Annotated in this window: 5 protein-coding genes; all 5 read left to right on the top strand. The window is 43.5% G+C overall.

The features are described 5' to 3' along the window. Positions 1–198: 198 nt before the first annotated feature. Positions 199–2,682 carry a stage II sporulation protein E gene (gene spoIIE, locus CJU60_RS19940; protein WP_024123630.1) on the top strand — a complete coding sequence of 828 codons (2,484 nt, stop codon included), beginning with the start codon at positions 199–201 and terminating at the stop codon, positions 2,680–2,682. Between the two features lie 84 nt (positions 2,683–2,766). Beyond that, positions 2,767–3,504, top strand: a complete 738-nt coding sequence (locus CJU60_RS19945) for a vWA domain-containing protein (protein WP_024123631.1) — start codon at positions 2,767–2,769, stop codon at positions 3,502–3,504. Further along, complete coding sequence (locus tag CJU60_RS19950; RefSeq protein WP_095714737.1) at positions 3,470–4,492, top strand: protein kinase domain-containing protein; 1,023 nt, start codon at positions 3,470–3,472, stop codon at positions 4,490–4,492. The genes CJU60_RS19945 and CJU60_RS19950 overlap by 35 nt, the downstream gene beginning before the upstream one ends. Positions 4,493–4,595: 103 nt before the next feature. After that, positions 4,596–6,008, top strand: coding sequence for a tRNA lysidine(34) synthetase TilS (gene tilS, locus CJU60_RS19955; protein ID WP_095714738.1), 1,413 nt, complete (start codon positions 4,596–4,598; stop codon positions 6,006–6,008). A gap of 2 nt (positions 6,009–6,010) precedes the next feature. After that, positions 6,011–6,553: a hypoxanthine phosphoribosyltransferase gene (gene hpt, locus CJU60_RS19960; protein WP_038954341.1), complete on the top strand. Its 543-nt coding sequence runs from the start codon at positions 6,011–6,013 to the stop codon at positions 6,551–6,553. Positions 6,554–6,607: the final 54 nt, after the last annotated feature.

Consider the following 6,607-nt stretch of genomic DNA (forward strand, 5'->3'; position numbering starts at 1 on the left):
ACTGAAAAATCGGTTTCTGTAACAGAAACCGATTTTTTTCATTTTTAGACATCTTTCTGGAAATTCTCCGCATAAACGAATTTCAGGGCAGAAACCGTCGAAGACTTCTTTGGTATACTTACCTTCTTTTGACAAAATCCTATCTGTGCTTTCGCTATAATGACAGGCAACGAATATAACAGGTGGGAGATGAGAGAAATGGAAAAAGCAGAAAGAAGAGTGAACGGGCCAATGGCGGGACAAGCTTTTGAAAAACTCCAATCGTTTTTTAACAGGGGAGCGAAGCTGGTGACTCATCATTTGCATTCACTGTTTTTCTATAAAGGATTCATTTATGTCGTCATCGGGTTTTTGCTTGGACGAGCTTTCATATTATCCGAGGTCCTTCCTTTCGCCCTTCCTTTCTTTGGGGCAATGCTTCTGATCAGAAGAGACAAGGCGCTGTATGCAGTGCTGGCTGTGCTTGCAGGTGCAATGACAATTTCTCCGAAGCACTCATTACTCATATTAGCGGCGTTGCTTGCATTCTTCGTGTTTTCTAAAGTAGCATCCTTCATCACAGATGATCGTGTGAAAGCCCTTCCGATTGTCGTGTTCTTCTCCATGGCGGCGGCAAGAGCGGGTTTTGTTTACGCTCAGAATGGCGCGTTTACAACCTATGATTATGTGATGGCTGTTGTAGAAGCGGGGCTGTCCTTTATTTTAACGCTGATTTTCCTCCAAAGCCTTCCGATTTTCACAGTGAAGAAAGTAAAACAATCCTTAAAAATAGAAGAAATCATTTGTTTTATGATTCTGATTGCTTCGGTGCTGACTGGACTTGCAGGCTTGTCCTATCAAGGGATGCAGGCAGAACATATCCTGGCCCGTTATGTTGTATTAAGCTTTTCCTTCATCGGCGGTGCAAGCATCGGCTGTACAGTAGGTGTCGTGACAGGTTTGATTCTGGGCTTAGCCAATATCGGAAATCTCTATCAAATGAGTCTGCTCGCATTTTCTGGCTTATTAGGCGGCTTGCTGAAAGAAGGAAAAAAAGCGGGTGCGGCAATCGGGCTGATTATCGGATCGCTTCTTATTTCTCTATATGGAGAAGGCTCTGCCGGTCTGATGACAACGCTCTATGAGTCATTGATAGCAGTCGGCCTGTTTCTGCTTACGCCTCAGTCCATCACAAGAAAAGTGGCGAGATATATTCCGGGTACTGTGGAACATCTTCAGGAGCAGCAGCAATACGCGAGAAAAATCAGAGATGTCACTGCTCAAAAGGTGGATCAGTTCTCCAATGTATTTCATGCATTGTCAGAAAGCTTTGCAACCTTTTATCAAGCGTCTGACGAACAAACAGATGACAGCGAAGTCGATCTGTTTTTAAGTAAAATTACGGAGCATTCCTGTCAAACGTGCTACAAGAAAAACAGGTGCTGGGTTCAGAACTTTGATAAAACATATGATTTAATGAAACAAGTTATGCTTGAAACAGAGGAAAAAGAGTATGCTTCAAACCGAAGGCTGAAAAAAGAGTTTCACCAGTATTGCTCTAAATCGCGTCAGGTTGAAGAGTTGATAGAGGATGAACTTGCCTATCATCATGCGCATTTAACCCTTAAGAAAAAAGTGCAGGACAGCAGGCGGCTTGTGGCTGAACAGCTCTTAGGTGTTTCAGAGGTCATGGCAGACTTTTCTCGGGAAATAAAAAGGGAGAGGGAGCAGCACTTTATCCAAGAAGAACAAATTATTGAGGCTCTTCAGCATTTTGGAATAGAGATTCAGCAGGTGGAGATTTACAGCCTTGAACAGGGAAACATTGATATTGAAATGACAATCCCATTCAGCGGGCATGGAGAAAGTGAAAAAATCATAGCGCCTATGCTTTCTGACATTTTGGAAGAGCAAGTTCTTGTGAAAGCCGAGCAGCATTCTCCGCATCCAAATGGATACAGCCATGTCGCGTTTGGCTCAACCAAATCGTACAGAGTGTCTACGGGTGCGGCTCATGCAGCGAAGGGCGGCGGCCTTGTCTCCGGCGACAGCTACAGTATGATGGAGCTGGGCGCAAGAAAATATGCAGCTGCTATCAGTGACGGGATGGGCAATGGCGCGAGGGCTCACTTTGAAAGCAATGAAACGATTAAACTTCTTGAAAAGATCCTTGAATCAGGAATAGATGAAAAAATAGCAATCAAAACAATCAACAGCATACTGTCTCTGCGGACAACGGATGAAATATATTCCACGCTCGATCTTTCTATTATCGACCTTCAGGATGCGAGCTGTAAGTTTTTAAAGGTTGGATCAACACCGAGCTTTATCAAACGGGGTGAGCAGGTGATGAAAGTCCAAGCGAGCAATCTGCCAATCGGCATTATTAACGAATTCGACGTTGAGGTTGTGAGTGAGCAGCTGAAGGCGGGAGACCTCCTGATCATGATGAGTGACGGTATTTTCGAAGGCCCTAAACACGTGGAAAACCATGATTTATGGATGAAGCGCAAAATGAAAGGGTTAAAAACAGATGATCCGCAGGAAATTGCTGACTTACTCATGGAGGAAGTGATTCGCACAAGGTCAGGCCAAATTGATGATGATATGACGGTTGTTGTCGTCCGAATTGATCACAATACACCAAAGTGGGCGTCTATTCCCGTTCCGGCCATCTTTCAAAGCAAACAAGAAATTTCATAACGCTTCCGTATAAATCAATTTTCTTCTGGCGAAGATGGAACTATATGAATCTGAGAATCATCGTATTCTCCAGGAGGAATGAATGTGAACAACGGACGTTTAAATCAAATTCTGCTGATAACGGATGGCTGCTCAAATCATGGTGAAGATCCGCTTGCTATGGCTGCTTTTGCTAAAGAGCAAGGGATTACAGTAAATGTCATAGGTATAATGGAAGAAAACAAAATTGACCACGAGGCTATGAAAGAAGTTGAAGGGATTGCGCTTGCTGGAGGCGGCGTGCATCAGGTCGTCTACGCATCACAGCTTTCGCAAACGGTTCAGATGGTAACAAAAAAAGCAATGACGCAAACCCTGCAAGGGGTAGTGAATCAAGAACTGAAGCAAATCCTGGGAAAGAATGTGGAAATGGAGGAGCTTTCTCCGGAAAAACGCGGCGAAGTCATGGAAGTGGTAGATGAACTGGGAGAAACAGTGCATCTTCAGGTTTTGGTTCTCGTTGATACAAGCGCTAGTATGGCGCCAAAGCTCCCTACAGTGAAAGAAGCACTGATTGACTTGTCCGTGAGTCTTAACTCCCGAATAGGGAATAACGAATTTGCGATGTGTATATTTCCCGGGAAAAAACAGGAGGTCGAGCTTGTGCTAAATTGGACACCGAAGCTGCAATCTCTTTCCACACTCTTTGCGAAGCTATCGACAGGCGGCATCACGCCGACAGGTCCGGCGATTCGTGAAGCGACACAGCAATTCGAAAAAATCCGCTCAAGAAGGAGCATGCTGGCAGATGATGAACGACACTTTGACGAGTTTGGCATGTAGCCTCAAGCAGGGAACGAGAGTAAAGGGCAAGTGGAATGGAAATACTTACACACTGCGTAAACAGCTTGGAAAAGGGGCCAATGGAATTGTGTATTTGGCAGAAGCATCAGATGGACATGTTGCCTTAAAGGTAAGCGATGACAGCCTGTCTATTACTTCTGAAGTGAATGTCTTAAAATCTTTTTCAAAGGCCCAGTCCGTAACGATGGGGCCTTCTTTTTTTGACACTGATGATGCCTTTATTCCCAGTGCTAATACAAAGGTTTCATTTTATGCAATGGAATACATAAAAGGCCCGCTGCTTTTACAATTCGTCAGTGACAAAGGAGCAGAATGGATTCCGGTCTTGATGATTCAGCTGTTAACCAGCTTATCCGTGCTTCATCAGCAAGGGTGGATATTCGGCGACCTTAAGCCGGATAATCTGATTGTCACCGGTCCGCCAGCCAGAATCCGCTGCATAGATGTAGGCGGAACAACCAAGGAGGGCCGAGCGATAAAAGAGTATACCGAGTTTTACGACAGAGGATATTGGGGGTATGGGACAAGAAAAGCAGAGCCCTCTTACGACTTGTTTGCGGTTGCTATGATTATGATCAACTGTGTACATAAAAAGGAATTCAAAAAAACAAGCCAGCCAAAGGAACAGCTGCGATCTTTAATCGAAGGCAGTCCGGTGTTGCAAAAGTATAAAAAAGTGCTTATTTCTGCTTTAAATGGCCATTATGATTCCGCTGACGAGATGAAAAGAGAGATGCTCGCAGCAGGGCAAAAGGCAGCGCAAAGAAAACAGGCCGGAAAAACGCCAACTTCGGCGCAACCTATCTCAAGACAAAGACAGCAAAAAATGCGCCAGGGAAAAGTAACACAGACGAGATATGCACCTAAAAAGAAGGGCGCTAAGTCCGGAGGGTTATTCGAAACCGCTCTTATCGTAATCAGTGTTTTGGCGCTTTATTTCGCTTACATTATCTTTTTCCTTATTTGACAGCCGCAATCTGCAATACCCATGCTTCTTCTTTGCTTGGAAGGATTGAAAGTGATAGGATATGAATATCTTTAAAATACCTGCTCATTGTGAGGAGGACATTGTGAACAGTGTCAAAGATTTTTTTATCAAACACAATCTTACGTTAAAAGGGGCGACAATTATTGTAGGCGTTTCCGGCGGTCCGGATTCGATGGCTCTCCTTCACGCGCTTCATGCGTTATACGGCCGTTCAGCCAATGTGATTGCGGCTCACGTAGACCACCGGTTCAGAGGGGCACAATCTGAGGAAGACATGCGTTTTGTCCAAGCATATTGTGAGGCTGAACAGATCAAATGTGAAACGGCTCAAATCAATGTAACTGCGTATGCTGAGAAAAACGGTCTCAACAAGCAGGCAGCTGCCCGTGATTGCCGATATCAGTTTTTTAAGGAAGTGATGTCCAAGCATCAAGCGGATTATCTTGCACTTGCTCATCATGGAGATGATCAGGTTGAAACAATGCTTATGAGACTGGCCAAAGGCATACTCGGAGCTGGACTTGCCGGCATGCAGCCGGTAAGACGGTTTGAAACGGGACAGATGATCAGACCATTTCTAGCCATTACAAAAGAAGAGATTCTTCATTATTGCCATGAAAACGCTTTGAGCTACCGGACGGACGAAAGCAACGCCAAAGATGATTACACTAGAAACAGATTCAGAAAAGCAGTGCTCCCTTTTTTGAAACAGGAATCACCGGATGTGCATAAAAGGTTTCAGAAAGTAAGCGAAGCACTGACTGAAGATGAGCAATTCTTACAGTCATTAACGAAAGAAGAAATGAATAAAGTAATCACAAGCCAGTCTAAAATATCAGTTGAAATCAATTCCTCTCAATTGCTTGCCCTCCCGATGCCTTTACAAAGAAGAGGAGTTCAACTAATATTAAACTATCTTTATGAAAACGTTCCATCATCCTTTTCAGCTCATCATATTCAGCAGTTTTTAGATTGGGCGGATAAGGGCGGTCCTTCAGGAGTACTGGACTTTCCGAAAGGACTGAAGGTGGTCAAATCATATCAGACATGTTTGTTTACATTTGAACAATGGCAGTGCAAAAATGTTCCCTTTGAATATCAAATAAGCGGAGCTGCCGATGAGACGGCAGTGCTCCCAAACGGATTTCTGATAGAGGCAAAGCGTAACGCGGAATCTCTTGAAGGTCATGGGAATTCTGTTTTTATTACAAGTCAAGATAAGGTGAGATTTCCCTTGACGATCCGGACAAGAAAAGCCGGCGATCGGATAAAACTAAAAGGGATGAACGGCTCGAAAAAGGTAAAGGATATATTTATTGATAAGAAATTGCCTCTGCAAGAAAGAGACAACTGGCCGGTTGTGACGGATGCAAGCGGTGAAATTATCTGGATACCGGGCTTGAAAAAATCCATTTTTGAAGATCTTGTGATTCCAAACAGTGACCGCATTGTATTACAATATAGACAGCATGAAAAGTGTAGGGGGCAAGCATAATCATGATGAAACATGATATTGAAACAGTTCTGATCTCAGAGGAAGAGATACAAGAGAAAGTAAAAGAGTTAGGTGCAGACTTAACAAGCGAGTATCAAGATAAATTTCCGTTGGCAATCGGTGTGTTAAAAGGAGCTCTTCCTTTTATGGCGGATCTTATCAAGCATATTGATACATATTTGGAAATGGATTTCATGGATGTATCAAGCTACGGAAAATCTACGGTTTCATCTGGAGAAGTAAAAATCATTAAAGATTTGGATACATCTGTAGAGGGCCGGGACATCTTAATTATTGAAGATATCATCGACAGTGGGTTAACCTTAAGTTATCTAGTAGAGCTCTTCCGATACCGTAAAGCAAAATCAATTAAGATTGTTACCCTTTTGGATAAACCAAGCGGAAGAAAAGCGGACATTAAAGCAGACTTCGTCGGCTTTAAAGTTCCTGACGCGTTTGTAGTGGGTTACGGACTTGATTATGCTGAGCGCTATCGCAATCTGCCTTATATCGGAGTGTTAAAACCGGCAGTTTATGAAAGCTGATCGGCAGCCTGCTTCCGAGATGGTTATTGGTTGTATTGGAATGATTTTCTATGG

Origin of the sequence: Bacillus sp. 7705b, assembly GCF_002289525.1 — a bacterium.
GTDB classification, from domain to species: Bacteria; Bacillota; Bacilli; order Bacillales; family Bacillaceae; genus Bacillus; species Bacillus halotolerans.

Excerpts from the sequence above, each read along its gene's own strand:
- spoIIE (WP_024123630.1), top strand. The coding sequence starts at position 199 with ATGGAAAAAGCAGAAAGAAGAGTGAACGGGCCAATGGCGGGACAAGCT.
- CJU60_RS19950 (WP_095714737.1), top strand. The coding sequence starts at position 3,470 with ATGATGAACGACACTTTGACGAGTTTGGCATGTAGCCTCAAGCAGGGA.
- hpt (WP_038954341.1), top strand. The coding sequence starts at position 6,011 with ATGATGAAACATGATATTGAAACAGTTCTGATCTCAGAGGAAGAGATA.